This window comes from Lancefieldella sp. (genome assembly GCF_057237245.1).
Genome location: NZ_DBHHJM010000004.1, coordinates 1 through 18,934, shown reverse-complemented (window position 1 = coordinate 18,934; position 18,934 = coordinate 1). Strand labels below are relative to the sequence as shown.

11 protein-coding genes are annotated in these 18,934 nt (G+C 54.0%); 4 read left to right on the top strand and 7 right to left on the bottom strand.

What is annotated here, in order from left to right:
- Positions 1 to 11 precede the first annotated feature (11 nt).
- Positions 12 to 1,601, bottom strand: coding sequence for a glutamine-hydrolyzing GMP synthase (gene guaA, locus ACO5GU_RS04425; protein ID WP_484867386.1), 1,590 nt, complete (start codon positions 1,599 to 1,601; stop codon positions 12 to 14).
- 379 nt (positions 1,602 to 1,980) lie between these two features.
- Between guaA and ACO5GU_RS04420 the strand changes: the two genes are divergently transcribed.
- From ACO5GU_RS04420 to ACO5GU_RS04410, 3 genes are all read left to right on the top strand, one after another.
- Positions 1,981 to 3,684: a Cna B-type domain-containing protein gene (locus ACO5GU_RS04420; protein ID WP_035432532.1), complete on the top strand. Its 1,704-nt coding sequence runs from the start codon at positions 1,981 to 1,983 to the stop codon at positions 3,682 to 3,684.
- 462 nt (positions 3,685 to 4,146) lie between these two features.
- Entirely contained in the window at positions 4,147 to 5,961 is a 1,815-nt protein-coding gene (locus ACO5GU_RS04415) for an Ig-like domain-containing protein (RefSeq protein WP_484930283.1), read from the top strand.
- 219 nt (positions 5,962 to 6,180) lie between these two features.
- Positions 6,181 to 7,869 carry an LCP family protein gene (locus tag ACO5GU_RS04410; RefSeq protein ID WP_484930282.1) on the top strand — a complete coding sequence of 563 codons (1,689 nt, stop codon included), beginning with the start codon at positions 6,181 to 6,183 and terminating at the stop codon, positions 7,867 to 7,869.
- Positions 7,870 to 8,020: 151 nt separating this feature from the next.
- Here the strand turns inward: ACO5GU_RS04410 and ychF are convergent, their stop codons facing one another.
- From ychF to tsaD, 6 genes are all read right to left on the bottom strand, one after another.
- Positions 8,021 to 9,085 (bottom strand): redox-regulated ATPase YchF, encoded by a 1,065-nt coding sequence (gene ychF / locus ACO5GU_RS04405; protein WP_484930281.1) that lies wholly within the window; start codon positions 9,083 to 9,085, stop codon positions 8,021 to 8,023.
- Between the two features lie 98 nt (positions 9,086 to 9,183).
- Positions 9,184 to 10,554, bottom strand: a complete 1,371-nt coding sequence (locus ACO5GU_RS04400) for a 4Fe-4S dicluster domain-containing protein (RefSeq protein ID WP_484930280.1) — start codon at positions 10,552 to 10,554, stop codon at positions 9,184 to 9,186.
- Between the two features lie 315 nt (positions 10,555 to 10,869).
- Positions 10,870 to 12,507, bottom strand: a complete 1,638-nt coding sequence (gene groL / locus ACO5GU_RS04395; RefSeq protein ID WP_313996157.1) for a chaperonin GroEL — start codon at positions 12,505 to 12,507, stop codon at positions 10,870 to 10,872.
- Positions 12,508 to 12,623: 116 nt separating this feature from the next.
- Entirely contained in the window at positions 12,624 to 12,914 is a 291-nt protein-coding gene (locus ACO5GU_RS04390) for a co-chaperone GroES (protein WP_313996160.1), read from the bottom strand.
- Between the two features lie 791 nt (positions 12,915 to 13,705).
- Positions 13,706 to 15,739: an NAD(+) synthase gene (locus ACO5GU_RS04385; RefSeq protein WP_484930279.1), complete on the bottom strand. Its 2,034-nt coding sequence runs from the start codon at positions 15,737 to 15,739 to the stop codon at positions 13,706 to 13,708.
- 10 nt (positions 15,740 to 15,749) lie between these two features.
- On the bottom strand, positions 15,750 to 18,221 hold the full coding sequence (gene tsaD, locus ACO5GU_RS04380; RefSeq protein ID WP_484863981.1) for a tRNA (adenosine(37)-N6)-threonylcarbamoyltransferase complex transferase subunit TsaD: 2,472 nt from the start codon (positions 18,219 to 18,221) through the stop codon (positions 15,750 to 15,752).
- A gap of 407 nt (positions 18,222 to 18,628) precedes the next feature.
- Between tsaD and ACO5GU_RS04375 the strand changes: the two genes are divergently transcribed.
- Positions 18,629 to 18,904 carry an Abi family protein gene (locus tag ACO5GU_RS04375; RefSeq protein WP_484930278.1) on the top strand — a complete coding sequence of 92 codons (276 nt, stop codon included), beginning with the start codon at positions 18,629 to 18,631 and terminating at the stop codon, positions 18,902 to 18,904.
- Positions 18,905 to 18,934 lie beyond the last annotated feature (30 nt).

Sequence of the window (18,934 nt, the reverse complement as noted above, 5' to 3'; positions counted from 1 at the left end):
CGGGAAAATAGCTATTCCCACTCAATGGTCGCAGGTGGCTTTGGAGTGATGTCGTAGGCTACGCGATTAACGCCAGCAACCTCACTGACAATACGGGAAGAAATGCGGGTCAGCAACTCATAAGGAAGCTTTGCCCAGTCAGCGGTCATAGCGTCGCTCGACTCAACGGCGCGCAGGATAACTGGACGAGCATACGTACGCTCGTCACCCATAACGCCAACGGACTTAATGTCGGGTAGCACGGCAAAGTACTGCCACACACTGTGCTCGGAGTTACGATCGCCTGTCTCGTCAAAGAGCTGGGCGTTGTAAGCGTCAATCTCTTCACGGACAATAGCGTCGGCGTTGCGGAGAATCTCAAGCTTTTCTGGGGTAACGTCGCCAATGATGCGGATAGCAAGGCCAGGACCTGGGAATGGCTGCCTGTAGACAAGGTTCTCTGGCAGGCCGAGAGAAACACCCAGCGCACGGACCTCATCCTTGAAGAAGTGGTCCAGGGGCTCAATCAGGTCAAAGTGAACGCCCTCTGGGAATGGAATCAGGTTGTGGTGGCTCTTGATGGTTGCAGCTTTGCCGCCGGTCTTACGAGCACCAGACTCAATAATGTCAGGATAGATGGTACCCTGTGCCAGGAACTGAACGCCGTCTAGCTTCTGAGCCTCGTCAAAGAAGACCTTCCAGAACTCGGTACCAATCAGGCGACGCTTCATCTCTGGCTCGGTAACGCCAGCTAAAAGCTTAGCGTAGCGCTCCTCTGCGTGAACGTGAATCAGAGGCACGTTAAACTGCTTGCGGAAGACCTGTTCAACCATCTCTGGCTCGCCCTTACGGAGCATGCCGTGGTTCACAAACACGCAGGTTAGCTGATCGCCGATAGCACGGTGGACAAGGGCAGCAACAACAGAAGAGTCAACGCCGCCGGAAAGCGCCAAAATAACGCGACCATCGCCAACCTTCTGGCGAATCTCCTCCACCTTCTGCTCAATGATGTTATCCATGGTCCACGTCTTCTCAAAACCACAGATATTGAACAGGAAGTTAGAAAGCATCTGAGAACCGCACTCGGTGTGGTTGACCTCTGGGTGGAACTGAGTGGAATACAGGTTCTTAGCAGCGTTTTCCATAGCTGCGATGGGGCAAACATCGGTAGAAGCGGTAACGGTAAAGCCCTCTGGGACCTCAGACACTGCATCGCGGTGGCTCATCCAAACGGTCTGCTGCTCAGCGGTGCCGTCAAAAATGCGACTCTCCCCTGCGCGGGTCAGATGAGCTGGGCCATACTCGCCCTTCTCGGTATGTCCAACGGTACCACCCAGGGTAACCGCCATAATCTGCTGTCCATAGCAGAAACCAAAGACAGGAAGACCAAGCTCCAGAATCTCTGGGTCAATCTTTGGCGCGTCCTCCGCGTAGACGGAAGCAGGGCCGCCGGACAAAATAAGCGCAGATGGATTGAGCTCACGAAGCTCATCTGCGGAAATATCACAAGGAACAATCTCGGAGTAGACGTTAAGATCGCGCACGCGACGTGCAATTAACTGGCCGTACTGGGCACCAAAGTCTAGAACTGCAACAAACTGCTTGGGCCTGGACTCGCTCATGCATGACTCCGCTTCTCCGGTTTCCCGGTCACTCTTAGATTCTGCGCCAACGCAATGCCGCACGTATGGACACATATCTCTACCACGAATTTATTGCTATTAATAATACCTTCAACCAGCCGATAACACCACGAGAGATTGCGCGCGCCAAAAACTCTTCTTATTCTGCGCAAACAAAAGACGGCAAAGTTCTATAATCTGACGAGAAATGCTACTAATTTCTAACAATTATAAAACACAAAATATGGCGAGAAGAGCAGGTCAAAGACACTATAACTTGAAATGTAATTGTTTTGTGACGACCAAGACTGGTAACAGTTTTTAAGTATCTATCTGCAATAATTTTCTCACGCTCGCAAGACGAATTGGAGTTTGGTTTATGAAAAAAGTACTGGTCAGACTAGGTGCATTTCTTGTGCCATTTATGATTGTTGTTACTTTTGTGACAACATTCGCTTCTGCTGCAACTGTTTCACCGGTTCAAATTACCAGCATGTCTGTGGCTGATGATACCTATACACCAGTAAATGAGATTACCACTGATAATCTGTATCATATTACAATTAACTGGGAATCTACCGCATCTACCGTGGCAGAAGGTGACTATTTTGATATTACTCTGCCCGATAAAGTCCAGTTCACTGCCACACAAAACACAACTCCAATTGAAGTTAAAGATCCTAACGGTGCAACCGTAGCGTGGGCTTATCCAACTCCAGCAGCAGGTAGCATCTTCGGTGGAACTCTGCATGTTGTTTATACAGACTATGCAAACACCCACACCCAGATTAGGGGTACTTTCTCGCTGTCCGCTCTCTACGACCGCGACGCCATCAACGCTGGCGATAATACCCACATTGATTTTGGCGTTAACGGCACCGCTGTTCCTCTCAACATGATTATTCGTCCAAAGAACACCATTGGCCAAGAGTGGCTCAACAAGTGGGGCGGCCCTGTTACCGGTACCGAGTCCGAGGTACTTTGGTATGTTCGTCTTAACTACTCCGCTTCTAACATGACTGGCGTTGAGTTCTCTGACTCCCTCTCTGATAGAAACGGCGGCGACCTGCCAGCATCGGTAACCTACATTGCTAACTCTTTCCACCTCTATCGTGCAGACTTTGATGGAACGGGTAACTTCAGCAACCTTCAGGAGGTCACCATTCCTAATGGTGCACTTTCTATTGCAGCTGACGGCCACTCCTACCACCTTAACCTGAGCGGCGTTGACTTCTCCCAGGGTCAGCGTTACCTCCTGCAGTATCGCACCACCTTTATCCCAGGTATGGCTCTGCATAACTATGGTGTGCTTACCAACGCTGGCGGTGCTCCAAGAAGTGAGATTGGCTTTACCTACTACTCTCCAAGCAACTCCGGCGGCGCAATCGGCAATCTTGTCGGCCGCATCCGCATTATCAAGGTTGATGCTGACAACGCAACTACCCAGCTTCCAGGCGCAACTTTTAAGGTAACAAGCGTTGCTAACCCAGCTGATTCTTGGACTCTTACTACAGGCGCCGATGGAACTGCAACCTCCGAGAGGCTCACTACCGGCTCCTACACCATCGAAGAGATCACCGCTCCAGATGGCTATGTGCGTGACGCTACGGTCTACACCGTAAACGTTGACAATCAGTCCGGCACTATCAAGATTATTGAGAACAAGAAGAACGCTCATGCAGACATTCCTGTGCAGAAAGTCTGGAATGGTGCAGAGGGCGGAGCAGTAACTGTTCACCTGCTTGCAAACGGCGTTGACACTGGTAAGACCCTTACCTTGAGCTCTGACAACAACTGGCAGGATTCCTTCACAGGTCTTGAGGCTTATGCTGCTGACGGCTCCGAGATTACCTACACCATCTCTGAAGACGAGGTAGCCGGCTACACCAGCCAGATTACTGGCGACGCAACTCAGGGCTTTGTAGTCACCAACACCCAGGTTCCTCCAACTCCAGAGAAGCCTGCTAAGACTCGCAAGAAGTCCAACCTCCCCTACACCGGAGATGCATCTTCTGTCGCAGGCGTCCTCTTTGGATCTTTGGCAGCACTGGGCAGCGCAGTTGCACTTAAGCGTCGCAAGTAAGTCTGGCACGCAATTGTAGCAGCACAGGCGCGCAGCTCCACGCAACGTTACAAGAACGTCTTGTCCTCGTGGCAAGGCGTTCTTTTTTGGCGAGAAAACCGTCTATTTTGCAAGGCTCCACAGAACTTCTCGCCTCCTTAATTGCATACAGAAAAATGACCTATTCGGAATCACGTATAAAAAGTGACTAATGTCCAGCATTTGAATTTACTAGAGGTAATATTTATCCATTTTTATTACGTTAAGCTGCACATAGTGCAGAATGTTTGTTGTGAACAATTGTGAAGAACCTGTGAATTTAGCTGTACTTTATTTAAAAGGTATCAGAAAAAGAACCGATAAATTCCTTGTACCTGCATAAATATTTGAACTTTAAAAAAGCTATATAAATATATACAGAATCTCAAATAAATTCTCTTTGTAATAGGTGAGAATAGACGTATCTATTGCAAAGGAGTCCTGATGAACAAACGACTGTTTAAGCTGTTAAGTTTTGTCTTCATGCTGGTCCTGGCGCTTCCGCTTGCGGCAAAATCAGCTTTTGCTGAGACTGCAAGCACTGAAGCTGCTACAGGCACCCCTAAAGCGGTTGTCGCAACCATTACAGACTTTAGAGTTGAAGATCGTTTTGGCAATCCAACTACCGTTGTTAACAAGGCAAATGTGTATGCCATTGCTATGACGTGGGACGCCTCTGCAAACGCTAACGTAGAGCCGGGCGATTACTTTGACGTCACCCTCCCTAACGAGATGAGGTTTACCGCAGCTCATCCTGCATCTACCTTTAACATCACCGATGCAGCAACCGGCGAGGTCATGGCAGTAGCTCACGTCACCCCTGGTACCGATGGTTTTGGTGGAAACATGCGTGTTGTCTTTACCAACTACGTTAACAACCACACTGACCTGCGCGGTACCGCTCGCCTTGGCTTTACCATTGATTCACATCGTGTTCAGACAGGTACCGGTAAATCTTTTATCTTTACTGTCTCTGGCAGCCCTGTTCCTGTAACGTTTGACGTCACCGCTCCTGGTACCATTGGTACTGAGTACCTCTCCAAGTGGGGCAAGATTATTGAGGGCAACGCAAACGAGATTCAGTGGACCGGCCGCATCAACTACTCTGGTGGTAACTTCCACAACGTCCGTCTACACGACCAGCTATCCGACCAGGGCGGCGGTGACCTTCCTTCCGAGATTACCTATGTTCCAGGAACCTTTGAGCTTTGGAGCGCTCGCTTTGACGAGTACGGCTCAACCATCCCAGGAACCGCTACGCGCATCCCTATTACCCCAGGTATGCTCACCATTTCTCCTGATGGACAGTCGTTTGATCTTGACCTTTCTGGCATAGACCTCAGCAACGGTCAGAGCTTTAAGTTCACGTATCGCACCACGTACGTTCCAGGTGTTGCTCTGCGTAACCTCATCAAGATGTACTCCGATAACCCTGAGTACAGCTCCGATTGGGTATATCGCAACGCAACTTCCGGCGGAGAAGGTACTTCTACCCTCATCGCTCGTATCCGCATCGTCAAGGTGGATAAGAACGACCACAACACCAAGCTTGCGGGTGCAGTCTTTAAGGTAACCAGCACCACTGATCCAACCAAGACCTGGACCATTACCACTGGTGCAGATGGTACCGCTACCACCGAGAAGCTCCCTGCTGGCACCTACAACGTTCAGGAGATTACCGCTCCTGCTGGCTACCAGCTCAATACTGATACGTATAACCTCACCGTTTCTGCAACCACCGGCGTTATTAAGACCGTTGAGGACGAGAAGACCCCAACAGTTGATGTACAAGTTAACAAGACATGGGTAGGAACTGTCGGCGGTCCTGTTACCGTCAGGCTCTACAAAGACGGCGTTGCTAGCACCGAGACAGTCACTCTTGACCAGACCAATAACTGGGCTGCAACATTTAGCGGTCTTCTCCGCAACGATGCAACAGACGGTCACGTTATTGCTTACACCGTAGTAGAAGAGAACGTTCCTGCTGGATATACCAGCGCAGTCTCGGGCAACCAGACTGATGGCTTCACGGTTACCAACACCGAGATTCCACCAAACACTCCTCCTACCACGCCTCCAAATACGCCACCAAACACCCCACCAGCAACTCCTCCATCAGAGACTCCAAAGAAGCCAAAGAAGAAGCAGCCTAAGCTTCCTGAGACTGGCGACTTCTCCGAGATTGCTCTTGTTGCAGTAGCTACCGTGGGCAGCGTTATTACAACGCTTGGCTATGCTCTGAAGGATCGTCGTAAGTAAGACAGCGTTGCGCAGTAAGTAACGCCATGAGCAAAAGTTGCTCGTACTTCTCGCGCCAAGCTCCACGAACTTCTCGCACACGTCCCCGCTTCACACGTTGAAGCGGGGATTTTTTGTGGCAGGTTTGTTTCTATGCAGCACAAAGACGCAAAATTGCGTATAGTAGATGTTTGACAAAACGCATTGGGCAAAACACAGATTAAACACAAAGGAGCCCCAATGGCCAGAAGGTCACATTCATCTCAGAATCACGGTCACAACAGCCGTGATAGGTACGAAGATACCCCTGAGTACGATACAGAGGACTTCGCACAGGACGATTATGACGCTTATGATCAGGACGCATATCAACCTCGTACGCTGGGCAGCGTTCGCAGTGCAGGTGCAAGCTCTGCACGCAACAATCACGAATCTCACGGCTCCAGGTTTACGCGCGAGCCTTTGATTGGTCAGACCAACGTTGGCGACGAATGGCCCGAAGAAGCCCCAGCTCAACAGCAAAAACACACCCACTTTGCTGCACATCGAGCGGGTGCGGTAAGCCATGCTCCTTCTCGCGCAGAAGGCGTTGGAGCATACTCCAAGAAGCGCCAAGGATCTTCTCGCGGTCGCGGTCTTAAGATTTTTGCGGGCATCCTGGGAACGTTGCTGCTGGTAGCAGGCGTAGCGTTTGCGTGGTGGATGCTGGATACCAACTCAAAGCTCCGACAGGGCTTGGACGCAAACCTGCAGGCCACGCTGGTACAGGTTGCTCCATCCGATCCGTTCTATATGCTGCTTCTGGGCGTGGATAAGGACGAGGGACGCGCAGAGAACTGGGGCGATTCCGACGCAAACTTCCGCGCAGACACTATCATCCTGGCTCGCGTAGACCCTAAGAACAAGAAAATTACTCTGATTTCCATCCCCCGAGACACTATGGTTGACCTGGGAGAACACGGAAAGCAAAAGATTAACTCCGCGTACAGCTATGGCGGCGCGTCTGGAATGGTCGAGGCCGTTTCCAAGCTGGCGAACGTCAACATCTCGCACTACGCCGAAGTAGACTTTGAGTCGTTCACCAAGATTGTGGACTCCATCGGCGGCATTACGGTCAATCTGCCTGTTGCCGTTTCCGACATGCAATACTCGGGCATCGACCTGCCCGCAGGAGAGCAGCAGCTCAACGGCCAGCAAGCGCTTGGCCTTTCTCGCAGTCGTCACGCATACGACAACTACGGTGCCGGCGACTTCTACCGTGCGGCTAATCAGCGCATGATTCTGACAGCCATTGCCAAGAAGGTCCTGCAGCTGGACCCCGTTTCTATGTCGGGCGCCGTGTCTACCATGGCCGAGAGCGTGACCACTGACCTTAACGTCACCGATATCGTGGGCCTGGCCATGTCGTTTAGAGGTATGGACACCTCCAAAGATATGTATTCTGCACGCACGCCAACAACGTCCGAGCTCATCGATGATGTTTGGTACGAAATTGTCGATAAGAGCGCGTGGAAGACCATGATGGACCGCGTGAACCAGGCGCTGCCTCCTCTGGAGGATGCAAGCACCGATGAAACCACAGGTATCGTTGGTACGGTTGCGGGCGACACCTCCGCGACGGACAGCATCAAGCCGGACTATACCGGAGAAGTTGCCGTGCTCAACGGCACCGATGTTCAAGGGCTTGCAGCTCAGAAGGCTGGTATCCTGAAGACTAAGGGCTACACCGCCTACGCCGACAGCTCTCTGGAGCATCCAACCGACTCGATTATCATCTACGACGGCACGCGCACCGGTCTAGCAAAGGCCGTTGGCGTTGCAAAAGCGCTGGACATCCCTACCGCCAACATCAAGGCAAACGACGGCTCCTATCCCACCGACGTGGACATCACCGTGGTTCTGGGCACCGATCAGGCCCCAAAGCGCTAACGGCTCGCAACCCGCGACGCGCAGCGACGTGCAACCCACAGCGACGCGCGACCTGCGACCTGCGACGACCCGCGACACCACCCCACACAAAAACGGGCGAGAAGATCGATCTTCTCGCCCGTTTCATGTTAACTATCAGCAGTTTTGTGGCTTAGACGTTAAAGCGGAAGTGCATGACGTCGCCGTCCTCGACCACGTACTCCTTACCCTCGATGCGTAGCTTGCCCGCAGTCTTGCAGCCGGCCTCGCCGCCCAGCTCAACGTAATCGTTGTAGCTGGCAACCTCAGCCTTGATGAAGCCGCGCTCAAAATCGGAGTGGATGACGCCGGCGGCCTCGGGAGCCTTAGCGCCAATGCGGACGGTCCATGCCCTGACCTCCATAGGGCCAGCGGTGAAGTAGCTCTGCAGACCAAGCAGCTTGTATGCTGCCTGAGCAAGCGTCTCAAGGCCGGAGTGCTCAAGTCCCAGGGACTCCAGATACTCTGCAGCCTCCTCTGGATCAAGATCAGCAAGCTCAGCCTCGACACCTGCGCAAACAGGGATGGACTGAACGCCGTTGATGACAGGAGAGGGCTCGGTGAGCATGTCTTCGTCGACGTTTGCGACGTACAGGATTGGTTTCATGGTAAGCAGGAAGAGGTCGCGAGCAGCAAGACGCTCCTCGTCGGTCATCTCCATGTCAGCGGCGCGATTGCCCTCGTTCAGCCACTCCTGAAGGCGCTTTGCCACGTTGAGCTTGGGCTGGAGGTCCTTATCGCGCTTGGCCTCTTTCTCCAGCTTAGGCAAGGCGCGCTCAATGGTGCCTAGGTCAGCGAGGATGAGTTCCGTCTGGATGATGTCCACGTCCTCGTCAGGATTGACGCGACCCTCAACATGAATGACGTCGGGGTCTTTGAAGTAACGAACAACCTCACAGATAGCGTCAGTGTTGCGGATGTTTGCCAGGAACTGGTTGCCCAGGCCCTCGCCCTCGTTTGCACCCTTGACCAGGCCAGCGATGTCCACAAACTCAACGGTTGCAGGCATGATACGGCCAGGATTGACAATCTCGGCCAGCTTCTGGAGCCTTGCGTCGGGCACGTCAACAATGCCCACGTTAGGGTCGATGGTGGCAAACGGGTAGTTTGCGGCTAGGCCACCCTTGCGGGTCAGCGCGGTGAACAGCGTGGATTTACCAACGTTTGGCAGGCCAACGATACCAATTGAAAGCGACATGTGAGTCCTCTTGTTGTCGGTGGACGGTTACGGTTACTTGCGTTTCTGGCGAGAAGAACGAGCAGCTAGAAGCGTTGTGCTGTGTACGCAGCTACTTGCTACTCCCCATTATCCTCTTTTGGAGGTTGTTGTGTGTCGGCGGAGTCCGCGGAGTCAGCGGCGTCCGCGGCGACTTCCTCATCCGAACCCTCGGTGAGCGAGCCTGCCAGGTGTTTGAGCTGCTCCTTGCCGGTGTCAAAAATGAAGCGAGCTTTACGACGAGCCAAAACCTCAAGACGCTCGGCCTCCTCGGCCTTGCGATCACGAACAACCAGCTCAGAAGTGTTCATCGGCACCATCGTAAGCGCACCAGGCTCTGGGCAGACAATTTCGCAGGCGCCGCAGTTGACGCAGAACGGCATCTTAATGGTCAGCTTACCGCGCTCGTCGATGTCGATTGCATGTGTTGTGCAGGTATTTTTGCAGTCTCCGCAAACCGTGCATTTGCTGGAATCCCAGATAGGAGCCTCGAGCTTCACGTAAGGAGCCAGCTCTGGATCGTGCTGGAGGGCACCCATGACCAGGCGGCGATCCTGCGTGAGCATGGACTGCCTCATATCGGTGGTGCGCAGGCCCATCACGTCATCAAGCTGCGTCTGAAGCTTATCCAAAGAGCGAGCGTGCGAGTTGATGCGGTCAGCGATTGCTTTGGCGCCCGCAAGAACAGGCGTTGACGCAGATACCAGGCGTTCTGCACCGTTCATCGCGTTGGAGATGAACTGAGAACGGATGTACGCACGCGTGAAGTTGTGGTTGAGGTTATTGCCGTCGACCTCGAGGCCAACCGTGGCGCCCGTCCACTCCTCAGCGGTAGCGATTGCCTGGGTATATGCTTCCTCACCGGTGGTGGTGCGACAACGGTCGCAAACACCTAACGGCAGGTAAACGCTTACGTTGTCAAAGTCCGTAAGGATCGAGAACCAAATGTCGGCTGAGAGCATACCCACACAAGGCAGGCAAATCTCGTTGCCCTCAGGTTTTCTCGCCAGAGCACGCGTACAGGTAATGTAGCACTGCTCGTACGCGGAGGCCGCGCGAGCTACCTGGTCATACAGCATGCGGGACGTGTGGCGGCGCGTATTGAACGTCTCGGTTGGGCACGCAGCAACACAGAGGCCGCATTGCAGGCAAGCTTCGTCGTCGATGCGTACGGACTGGTTGTGGATATCAATGCAATTAGCTGGGCAAACGTCAAGACAGCGAGAGCATGCCTCAGCTTTTCCGGAGGCGCACCTCAAGCAGCGATTGGCGTTTGACCAGGGGATTTCCTTGTAGTCCATTGGCTCGAACGGCTTGTCCGAATTTGGGTCAATAGACAGGCTTCCCATCAGCGCGTCGAGCGGGTTAGAAAGCACCTGTAGGGAGTCCTGGATATCAATGAGGTCGTCGAGAAAATCTCGCTCCTCGTTACGATTCTGGTTCTGAGCCATGGTGCCTCCTCTCCTTTGGCGCGTGGTGGATGGTTCAAGTATGCGAGCTGGTCGCATGGACGAGCGTAGTCGCAAATAAATATTCTAACCTGTAGCGACCAATAATTCCGCTCAAATGACGTCACATTCATACGATTTCGATTAATGGACGCTGAGCGGGAAAACGTTGCAGTTACGACAAGACGGGTTTCTCGCCCACAACAAAACGGGTTTCTCGCCCACGACAAGACGGGTTTCTCGCCAAGTGGGCGCAGCGGCAAAAAAATCGGGCCCAGCGAGAGGCTGGACCCGATTGAAGTTCCTTGGAGGTGCGGATTAGTACATGCCGCCCTGGCCGCCCTGAGCAGCTGCGCGAGAAATGGACTCCTCGATGGTGGTGTCCTTTGGCATCTCGGAAACAGTTGCCTCGGTGATGAGAATGAGGGATGCAACGGAAGCTGCATTCTGGAGCGTGGTGCGGGTGACCTTAACTGGGTCAAGAACGCCCATCTCAATCATGTCGCCATACTGGCCGGAAGCGGAGTCAAGACCCTGACCGGTTGGGAGTGCCTTGATCTTCTCGACAACTACGCTGCCCTCGAAGCCAGCGTTGTTAGCGATGGTGCGGACTGGAGCCTCAAGTGCCTTGCGGATGATCTCAACGCCGATCTTCTCGTCTGCGTCAGAGGTCTGAACGCTGTCGAGGACAGAGGAAGCAGCCAGGAAGGAAACGCCGCCACCTGCGACGATGCCCTCCTCGACAGCTGCGCGAGTTGCCTGAAGTGCGTCCTCGATGCGGTGCTTGATCTCCTTGAGCTCAACCTCGGTAGCTGCGCCAACCTTGATGACTGCAACGCCGCCGGCGAGCTTAGCAAGACGCTCCTGGAGCTTCTCGCGGTCAAAGTCAGAAGTGGTGTTCTCAATCTCAGCCTTGATCTGAGCGATGCGCTCGTCGATTGCGTCCTTGGAACCAGCGCCACCAACGATGGTTGTGGTCTCCTTGGTAACCTTGACGGACTTAGCGCGACCGAGCATCTCTGCGCTGATCTCGTTAAGGTTAACGCCGAGCTCCTTGATGACTGCCTGGCCGCCGGTGAGAACAGCGATGTCCTCGAGCATGCGCTTACGACGGTCGCCGTATGCAGGAGCCTTGATTGCGCAGACGTTCAGAACGCCGCGGAGCTTGTTGAGGATGAGGGTGGTCAGAGCCTCGCCGTCGACGTCCTCAGCCATAATGAGCAGAGGTGCGCCCTGCTTCTGGACAGCCTCAAGAATAGGCAGGATATCCTGGATGGAGGAAATCTTGTTGTCTGTCATGAGGATATAAGGATTGTCCAGCTCAGCGGTGAGAGTCTCGTTGTTGGTTGCGAAGTAAGGGGAAACGTAGCCCTTGTCAAACTGCATACCCTCAACGGTGTCGATGTCGATGCCGAAGGTCTGGGACTCCTCAACGGTGATGACGCCGTCCTTGCCGACAACGTCCATAGCGTCGGAAATCTTGCCACCGATGACTGGATCGCCTGCGGAAATGGTACCAACGGAAGCAATCTGCTGCTTAGTTGAGACCTCCTTAGCGATGCCCCTCATCTGAGCGACGACAGCCTCAACGGCCTTGTCGATACCGCGGCGAATTGCGATTGGGTTTGCGCCAGCTGCAACGTTGCGGAGGCCCTCGTTAACGATGACCTGTGCAAGCAGAGTTGCGGTGGTGGTACCGTCGCCGACGGTGTCGTTAGTCTTGGTTGCAACCTCTTTGACCAGCTGAGCACCCATGTTCTCTACTGGGTCCTTGAGCTCAATCTCGCGAGCAACAGAGACGCCGTCGTTAGTAATGGTTGGTGCGCCGTAAGAACGCTGCAGTGCAACGTAGCGACCCTTAGGTCCAAGAGTAGTGGTTACAGCATCTGCCAGGGTGTTTACGCCCTTAGCAAGCTTGGCACGAGCATCTGTGCCAAAATCGATATCTTTAGCCATGGTATTCCTCCAAAATAGCTGAACTTACAAGTAAAAAGCGGTCGAACAAGCTGCAATCGGACAGCAAGCGAACGAGCTGTGGGCAAACGAGCTGCGAGCGGATGAGCTGCGATCGATTAGTCCTCGAGGACTGCAAGGATGTCGTCAGCACGAAGAAGCAGAAGCTCCTGGTCGTCTACCTTGACCTCGGTGCCGCCGAACTTGCCATAAAATACCTGGTCGCCGACTTTAACATCAAGAGCGATGCGATTGCCATTCTGATCAAGCTTGCCAGTTCCAACTGCGAGGACCTCGCCACGCTGAGGAAGCTCCTGTGCTGCGGATGCAATGTAGAGACCAGAGGATGTCTTCTCCTCTTTTGGAGCAGGCTTTACCAGAACACGATCTCCAAGTGGCTTCAAATTCATAATGAAAACCTCCCTTTCGGGCCAAGCCCGATATTGGCGCCAAGCGCCCTTTTCCAACGCTATTAGTTATTCCACACGGGAAAACAATTTATACGAAATATTGTGAAAATCTTACAAAACCGACTTAGATTTTCTGTAGGCGTGCAGTATAAGCCGTCAACGGTTATGCGCAGACTAGTGAGTGCGGGCAGAGCGCGGGCGACGTGCGGGCTGCGTACAGACGCGCGATGCTGCTGGGCTGCTGGTAGACGCGGTTTGCGTCGGCAGGCGCGAGCGCCAGGTGGTATCCACCTGCGATTTCTTGCCATTAGCATAATTTTTGGTGCAAATATTCGCTGCGTGCATATTCTGCTAGTGATATTCGTGATTTTGCATAGGAAAAATGAGCGCCTCTTTGGCGAGGTCCAATTTGGGTAAAAAACGCGTTTAGTTGGAAATGAAATGGAGTATTCAGAAAAAATGCACCCACGTTTTGGCAGGTAGAAAATTCTATCCAGATTTCTGATTTTTTTATCCAGAACAAAACAGCAGGTAGATTCGATGCATAGAATCCCGCAATTTCTGTAAACTCCAACTAAACGCATTTTTTACCACTTGGGAGTCATTTTTGGGGCAAAACCACCTCTTCCCTACTCGTAGCAAAAATCCACCTGCATAAAAGTACCCGGCTATTCATATACATGAATAGCCGGGTACTGAACGTCTAAGAAATACGTCCTACCGCGCTACGCTCTGCCGCGCTACGTCCTACCACGCTACGACCCACGCGCACTACGCGCTACCACGCACGCTTACGCCTCCAAACTCTCCAGTTCAGAGAGCCAAAGCGAGCTAGAAGCGTCGGATGGCATGCGCAGGTCGCCGCGCGGAGACAACGAAACCGAGCCAACCTTTGGTCCGTCAGGCATCGCTGAGCGCTTGAACTGCTGCGAGAAGAAGCGGCGGTAGAATACCTTCAGCCAGCGCACGATAGTCTCGTGGTCGTAAACCTCCTGGTCAGTGTCTGTACCAAACGCACGCTCGGCAAGACGCAAAACCTTGAGCGGGCCACTTCCGTGACGAAGCACATGGAACAGGAAGAAGTCATGCAGCTCGTAAGGGCCAACCAGGTCCTCCGTCTTCTGTTCAATGGAACCGTCTGCCGCGGATGGCAGCAGCTCAGGAGAAACCGGTGTGTCCAGAACGTCGCGCAAAACGTGAGCAATCTCGTCCTCGCCCTGCTCCTCATAAGCGTCCGCGCAGTAATCGACAAGGTACCTGACCAGCGTCTTTGGTACCGAAGCATTTACGCCGTACATGGACATCTGGTCACCGTTATACGTTGCCCAACCAAGCGCCAGCTCGGAAAGGTCGCCCGTGCCAATGACCATGCCGCTCACCTGGTTGGCAACGTCCATCAGAATCTGCGTGCGTTCGCGAGCCTGGGCGTTTTCGTACACAACGTCGTGAACGTCCTGGTTGTGGCCGATGTCGGCAAAGTGCTGCAGCACGGAATCTACAATGGAAATCTCGCGCAGGTCGGCGCCAAGCGACTGCACCAGCTCAATCGCGTTAGTGTACGTGCGATCCGTGGTGCCAAATCCCGGCATCGTCACAGCTACAATGCCCGAGCGGTCGTATCCCAGCTGGTCAAACGCTCGCACCGTGACGAGAAGTGCCAGCGTAGAGTCAAGTCCTCCCGAAATGCCAATAACCGCATGGTCAGAGCCAGTATGTGCCAGTCTTGAAGCCAAACCGTGAGCCTGAATCGACAGAATCTCCTCGCAGCGTGTTGCGCGAGCGTCATCCATCGCGGGTACAAACGGATGCGGGTCAACGTACCTGGTCAGGGGCGTGCGGATTGCAAGCTCGACGCCCTCGCCCTCGCTGTCGTGGCCGTGACCTGCGGCGGCGTGCTCGTTGCCACCCTCGCCGTCAAACTCCAGCGAGAAATACGTGGTCAGGTGCTTGTAATCCTCCGGCGTCGGAGCAACCTCAAACGTCGACGTGCGCCTGCGGTCAGCCGCCAGCGATAGCACGTCAATCTCGGACACGGCAATACCCTCGCCAAACACGCCAGAGTCAGCGAGCACACGGCCATTCTCGACAACAAGATCATGGCCCGAGAAAACCAAATCAGTCGTAGACTCGCCCTCACCTGCACTGGCGTAAACGTAGCCGCAGATCAGACGCGCGCTCTGTTGTGCAACCAGCTGACGACGGTACGCGGACTTGCCGGCCAGCGCGGGCGACGCGGACAAGTTGCAGATCAGCGTGGCACCAGCGACTGCGTGCGCATTTGACGGCGGCATGGGAACCCAGAGGTCCTCGCAGATCTCCGCGCCCACGACCAGCTCAGGGATGGTGTCACACGCAAACAGCTGGTTGGTACCAAACGGAACCTCACCCAGCAGGCCAAAGTCCACACTGGTGACCGTCTTGGGGCCAGAAACAAAGTGTCGGCCCTCGTAAAACTCGTTGTACATGGGCACGTAGCGCTTAGGCACCAGGCCCAAAAGCTCTCCCCTAAAGAGAACGGCGGCACAGTTGTAGAGCTTGCTGGCCACGCGAACAGGCAGTCCTAGCAGCAGCAACGCGTCGACGTCGGCCGTGCGGGCAGCAATGGAAACCAAGCCACGCTCGGCAGCGTCCAGGAGGGCATCCTGCCAGAACAGGTCCTCGCAGGTGTAGCCCGTGATGCAAAGCTCGGGCAGCACGACCACCTTGGCGCCGCGATTACCTGCGGCTTCTTCGATGGCCGCCAGACAGCTCTCCACGTTAAACGCCACGTCGGCCACGCGGACGCGCGGCGTGATACTTGCAACTTTGATGAATCCGTCTTGCACAATGGCCTCCTTACATGCCGCTTGGGACAACGGGTGCCGCATCCGACGACCACAATCCCAGCTGCGCGTTGGGGTTTGCGTCCAAGGTCAATGGCGAGAAACCCTGTGTACGGTAGCTACGAAGCGCGCCGACGGCAATCATTGCGGCGTTGTCGCCACAAACCGACATCGGAGGCACCGTCACTCGAACGCCCATACGACCAAAGGTTTCCTTATATGCAGCTCTAAGTGCGGGGTTTGCAGCTACGCCGCCTCCCACGCAGAAATCGGAGACGCCCGTCTCCTCAACAGCGGTTTTAGCCTTTGCAACCTGCACGTCAATAACTGCCTGCTCAAACGAGGCAGCCAAATCAGGCAGATTGATTGCTCTACCTGCGCGATTCTCGCCCTCAATGTAGGTGATAACGGCTGTCTTCAGGCCAGAAAGGCTGAAGGAATAGTCACCGCTGTGCATCATCGCGCGCGGGAAGTGGATAGCCTTAGGGTTGCCCTGAGCTGCAAGTTTGCTGATTACGGGGCCACCTGGATAGCCCAAGCCCAGCGCCTTAGCAACCTTGTCAAAGGCCTCGCCCACGGCGTCGTCGATGGTGGAGCCCAGGACCACGTAATCTCCCCAGGCACGTACATGTACCAGCATAGTATTTCCACCCGAGACCAAGCTGGCCACAAATGGCGGCTCCAAGTCGGGCGTCTCAAACAGGTTGGCCAGCAGGTGACCTTCCAGGTGATGAACGGGAATAAGCGGCAGGTCAGTGGCCACGCAGAAGCCCTTAGCAAACGCCACGCCCACAACAAGCGCGCCGACAAGGCCTGGACCTGCGGTAACACCAACGGCAGCCAGGTCAGACGGCACCAGCGTGTCGCAACCAAAATGCGCGCCCGCGCGGGCCATGGTCTCCTCGAAAAGACCCACAATAGCCTCGGTATGCTTGCGAGAAGCAATCTCGGGCACGACGCCGCCAAAGCGAGCGTGGAAGTCAATTTGAGTTGCAACGACGTTTGCGCAGACCACGCCGTGTGAATCCATAATGCACATAGCAGTCTCGTCGCACGAGGACTCCAGGCTGAGAATCAAATCCCCCGCCTCGCGCAGTGCCGCAAGCGTCTTTTCAGAGCGCTCACCTGCAACAATAGGCCACGGACGCACTGATGCGTGAGGCTCGGGGTTTCTCGCCTCAAAGCCAACACCAACCGCCAAAGGCAGCTGCGCCGTCATCAAAAGCGCCGCGCAATTTGGACCGTAATATCCCGGGCGACGACCAACCTCGGCAAATCCCAGCTTGCTATAGGCACCCTGAGCTGGAGCGTTATCCTCCTCCACCTCAAGAGTAATCGCGGATGCGCCCAGCATCTGGGCATCGTATGCCACGCGTTCTACCAGCTTGGATGCAATTCCCTGGCGGCGACGCTCGGGCGCAACCACCACTTCTTCCACCTCAAACTGAGCTCCTGCCAGGCGACCACCCGCAAAGCCAATAACCGTTCCGCGATCGTGAGCCAGCCACCAGCTACGCCCAACGCCCGAAAGCTCGTCATAGAACGTCTGCTTTGACCAGGCCGAATGCGCAGCGTCGGCATATGTTGCCGCCTCAAGCTCCGCCACCTGATCCAGATCGTTCACCGTCATCGGACGAAGCTGCAGGTGAATATCAGCCAGCGCATCATCCACGCCGGTCAGGGCCACCGTTGCCGGCTCCTTGAGACCCAAACGCTTGCGCTCCGACTCCTCCGCGTCCGAAAGTCGCGTGTAAATGGGCAGCACCAGCGCCGGATCGCCCGCGCCCGCCTGCTGATACTCGGGCATACACACCGCGCGTACCAGGCCTTCTCCTGTTGGGAACCACGTTGCTTCATCGGTGTATGTCGAGAAACCCGCGCGCTCAAAACGCTCACGGTACTTCACTAAGCCATTTCCCGTAAGCGTGAGCTGGTCCTTATCAGTCCTGCTCGACCACTCCTCCACACAAGCGTCTGCCTTGAGGACGGTCTCCACCGGGAACGTTCTATGTGCTCCAGCATTATCCAGCAGGTAGATGCCCGGATAGACCTCGCCGCGCATGGCGTCTGCAACAACACCAACGGTGCCGCGAACGCCCACCTTCCACGCGCTGAACGCCATGGCATCAAGCGCGCTTGCACCGTACAGTGGCAGGCCAGAGCCGCATGCAATGCCCTTTGCGGTAGCAACGCCAATGCGGACTCCCGTGAACGAACCAGGTCCTCTACCTGCGATAACAGCATCAACATCAGCCATAGTCAGACCAGCAGTTTTGAGCGCTTCCTGAACCGAACCCACAAGCTCCACGTTTGCCTGACGACGGCACAGGTGATCCGTTGACGCCAGCACCTCAACGTCGAACCCGCCGTCTGCGGCTGCCGCAGCGGCATCGCGCCTGGTCAGACGCGTGACCGTACACGCCAGCATGTCTGTAGACGTATCAACCGCAAGCACCACGTTTGTTTCATTTTTTATAGCAAGCATAAACACTCTTCTCGGCGTAAAAACGCCTTGTATCACGCCAATATTTCTTCTTGTAACTCTATAACTATACGCCAAGCCACGCCCGCAAACAGCGCGAGTCCCAACCCCGCAAAACTTTTACGCAACAGCTGTTTGAACAGGAAAAATATTTGCTTTAAATCACTCGAATTCTGTACTTAATACATACAAAATGGCGAGAAAACCTTCGTTCTCAGACTTCTAACGTTAGCCTGCAGAAGCAGCTTAAATGGAGCGTAAGCTACCCATTTTGCACTATGAATTTTTTGTTAAGCTGAAATCTTAAATTTGTATATAGATAAAACCTGTATAATTATTTCAACATGACCGGTTCCGCTATAGCTTTTGCATAGTCCAGGGCCGGTCCTACTTTTTATAAAGGTGATTATATGTCTGAAGCTCATCTAATAAAAAGTTTTAAAACCTATGCTGATCAGGTCTGTATTTTAAAAGACCGAGGCATGATTATTGATGACCCACAAAAGGCAAAAGCAATATTGTCCACCATTAATTACTATAGACTGAGTGGATATTGGTATCCCTTTATGGACAAAAAACATAGTTACTTTAATCAGAAGATTTCATTTCAGGATATTCTTGATCTATACAACTACGACATGCAGCTCAGGATGTATTTATTGGTCGTGTCCCGAAAAGTGGTGTAAGCAAGCATTTCAGGTGTTTAAAAGAAGTGC

What these genes read in the sequence shown, in the direction of transcription:
- guaA (WP_484867386.1), bottom strand. Translation starts at nt 1,601, where the DNA reads ATGAGCGAGTCCAGGCCCAAGCAGTTTGTTGCAGTTCTAGACTTTGGT.
- ACO5GU_RS04420 (WP_035432532.1), top strand. Translation starts at nt 1,981, where the DNA reads ATGAAAAAAGTACTGGTCAGACTAGGTGCATTTCTTGTGCCATTTATG.
- ACO5GU_RS04415 (WP_484930283.1), top strand. Translation starts at nt 4,147, where the DNA reads ATGAACAAACGACTGTTTAAGCTGTTAAGTTTTGTCTTCATGCTGGTC.
- ACO5GU_RS04410 (WP_484930282.1), top strand. Translation starts at nt 6,181, where the DNA reads ATGGCCAGAAGGTCACATTCATCTCAGAATCACGGTCACAACAGCCGT.
- ychF (WP_484930281.1), bottom strand. Translation starts at nt 9,085, where the DNA reads ATGTCGCTTTCAATTGGTATCGTTGGCCTGCCAAACGTTGGTAAATCC.
- ACO5GU_RS04400 (WP_484930280.1), bottom strand. Translation starts at nt 10,554, where the DNA reads ATGGCTCAGAACCAGAATCGTAACGAGGAGCGAGATTTTCTCGACGAC.
- groL (WP_313996157.1), bottom strand. Translation starts at nt 12,507, where the DNA reads ATGGCTAAAGATATCGATTTTGGCACAGATGCTCGTGCCAAGCTTGCT.
- ACO5GU_RS04390 (WP_313996160.1), bottom strand. Translation starts at nt 12,914, where the DNA reads ATGAATTTGAAGCCACTTGGAGATCGTGTTCTGGTAAAGCCTGCTCCA.
- tsaD (WP_484863981.1), bottom strand. Translation starts at nt 18,221, where the DNA reads ATGCTTGCTATAAAAAATGAAACAAACGTGGTGCTTGCGGTTGATACG.
- ACO5GU_RS04375 (WP_484930278.1), top strand. Translation starts at nt 18,629, where the DNA reads ATGTCTGAAGCTCATCTAATAAAAAGTTTTAAAACCTATGCTGATCAG.